The sequence below is a fragment of the Xenorhabdus miraniensis genome (assembly GCF_002632615.1).
The window spans coordinates 48,203-51,180 of the sequence record NZ_NITZ01000025.1; the positions used below are offsets into that span (position 1 = coordinate 48,203).

The window sequence follows — 2,978 nt, forward strand, 5'->3', positions numbered from 1 at the left end:
TGATGAGTCTCTCAACCCTGCAATCTGAAGACACCTTCGGGTTGTGAGGTTAAGCGAATAAGCGTACACGGTGGATGCCTAGGCAGTCAGAGGCGATGAAGGGCGTGCTAATCTGCGAAAAGCGCCGGTCAGGTGATAGGAACCGCAATACCCGGCGATACCCGAATGGGGAAACCCAGTGCAATCCGTTGCACTATCATTCACTGAATCCATAGGTGAATGAGGCGAACCGGGGGAACTGAAACATCTCAGTACCCCGAGGAAAAGAAATCAACCGAGATTCCCCCAGTAGCGGCGAGCGAACGGGGAACAGCCCAGAGCCAGCATCAGCATCAGCGCCAGGAGAACGGTCTGGAAAGGCCGGCAGTAAAGGGTGATAGCCCCGTATCCGAAGACGCTGGTATTGTGAGCTCGAAGAGTAGGGCGGGACACGTGGTATCCTGTCTGAATAGGGGGGGACCATCCTCCAAGGCTAAATACTCCTGACTGACCGATAGTGAACCAGTACCGTGAGGGAAAGGCGAAAAGAACCCCGGCGAGGGGAGTGAAAGAGAACCTGAAACCGTGTACGTACAAGCAGTGGGAGCACCCTTTGCGGGTGTGACTGCGTACCTTTTGTATAATGGGTCAGCGACTTATATTCTGTAGCAAGGTTAACCGTTTAGGGGAGCCGCAGGGAAACCGAGTCTTAACTGGGCGTTAAGTTGCAGGGTATAGACCCGAAACCCGGTGATCTAGCCATGGGCAGGTTGAAGGTTGGGTAACACTAACTGGAGGACCGAACCGACTAATGTTGAAAAATTAGCGGATGACTTGTGGCTGGGGGTGAAAGGCCAATCAAACCGGGAGATAGCTGGTTCTCCCCGAAAGCTATTTAGGTAGCGCCTCGTGAACTCATCTTCGGGGGTAGAGCACTGTTTCGGCTAGGGGGTCATCCCGACTTACCAACCCGATGCAAACTGCGAATACCGGAGAATGTTATCACGGGAGACACACGGCGGGTGCTAACGTCCGTCGTGAAGAGGGAAACAACCCAGACCGCCAGCTAAGGTCCCCAAGTCATGGTTAAGTGGGAAACGAAGTGGGAAGGCTCAGACAGCCAGGATGTTGGCTTAGAAGCAGCCATCATTTAAAGAAAGCGTAATAGCTCACTGGTCGAGTCGGCCTGCGCGGAAGATGTAACGGGGCTAAACCATGCACCGAAGCTGCGGCAGCGGCACGAATGTGTTGTTGGGTAGGGGAGCGTTCTGTAAGCCTGCGAAGGTGTGCCGTGAGGCATGCTGGAGGTATCAGAAGTGCGAATGCTGACATAAGTAACGATAAAGCGGGTGAAAAACCCGCTCGCCGGAAGACCAAGGGTTCCTGTCCAACGTTAATCGGGGCAGGGTGAGTCGACCCCTAAGGCGAGGCCGACAGGCGTAGTCGATGGGAAACAGGTTAATATTCCTGTACTCGGTGTTACTGCGAAGGGGGGACGGAGAAGGCTAGGCCAGCCGGGCGACGGTCGTCCCGGTTTAAGCGTGTAGGTGTGTGCTCCTGGCAAATCCGGAGTACTGCAACACTGAGGCGTAATGACGAGGCACTACGGTGCTGAAGTGGTTGATGCCCTGCTTCCAGGAAAAGCCTCTAAGCACCAGGTAACACTGAATCGTACCCCAAACCGACACAGGTGGTCAGGTAGAGAATACTCAGGCGCTTGAGAGAACTCGGGTGAAGGAACTAGGCAAAATGGTGCCGTAACTTCGGGAGAAGGCACGCTGGCATTAGGTGAAGAGACATGCGCTCGGAGCTGAAGCCAGTCGCAGATACCAGCTGGCTGCAACTGTTTAATAAAAACACAGCACTGTGCAAACACGAAAGTGGACGTATACGGTGTGACGCCTGCCCGGTGCTGGAAGGTTAATTGATGGGGTCAGCCGCAAGGCGAAGCTCTTGATCGAAGCCCCAGTAAACGGCGGCCGTAACTATAACGGTCCTAAGGTAGCGAAATTCCTTGTCGGGTAAGTTCCGACCTGCACGAATGGCGTAATGATGGCCAGGCTGTCTCCACCCGAGACTCAGTGAAATTGAACTCGCTGTGAAGATGCAGTGTACCCGCGGCAAGACGGAAAGACCCCGTGAACCTTTACTATAGCTTGACACTGAACCTTGAGCCTTGATGTGTAGGATAGGTGGGAGGCTTTGAAGTGTGGACGCCAGTCTGCATGGAGCCATCCTTGAAATACCACCCTTGAATGTTTGATGTTCTAACGTAGGCCCGTGACCCGGGCTGCGGACAGTGTCTGGTGGGTAGTTTGACTGGGGCGGTCTCCTCCCAAAGCGTAACGGAGGAGCACGAAGGTTAGCTAATCACGGTCGGACATCGTGAGGTTAGTGCAAAGGCATAAGCTGGCTTGACTGCGAGAGTGACGGCTCGAGCAGGTACGAAAGTAGGTCTTAGTGATCCGGTGGTTCTGCATGGAAGGGCCATCGCTCAACGGATAAAAGGTACTCCGGGGATAACAGGCTGATACCGCCCAAGAGTTCATATCGACGGCGGTGTTTGGCACCTCGATGTCGGCTCATCACATCCTGGGGCTGAAGTAGGTCCCAAGGGTATGGCTGTTCGCCATTTAAAGTGGTACGCGAGCTGGGTTTAGAACGTCGTGAGACAGTTCGGTCCCTATCTGCCGTGGGCGCTGGAAGATTGAAAGGGGCTGCTCCTAGTACGAGAGGACCGGAGTGGACGCACCACTGGTGTTCGGGTTGTCATGCCAATGGCATTGCCCGGTAGCTAAGTGCGGCAGAGATAACCGCTGAAAGCATCTAAGCGGGAAACTTGCCTTGAGATGAGTCTTCCCTTGTCCCTTGAGGACACTGAAGGAACGTCCGAGACGAGGACGTGGATAGGCTGGGTGTGTAAGCGTTGCGAGACGTTGAGCTAACCAGTACTAATGAACCGTGCGGCTTAACCTGACAACACCGAAGGTGTTTTGGGT

General features: G+C 54.3%; 1 rRNA gene. It reads left to right on the top strand.

The features are described from left to right. The first annotated feature begins 47 nt into the window (after positions 1-47). Positions 48-2,955: ribosomal RNA gene (locus tag Xmir_RS36230) — 23S ribosomal RNA — on the top strand. The last annotated feature ends 23 nt before the right edge of the window (positions 2,956-2,978 follow it).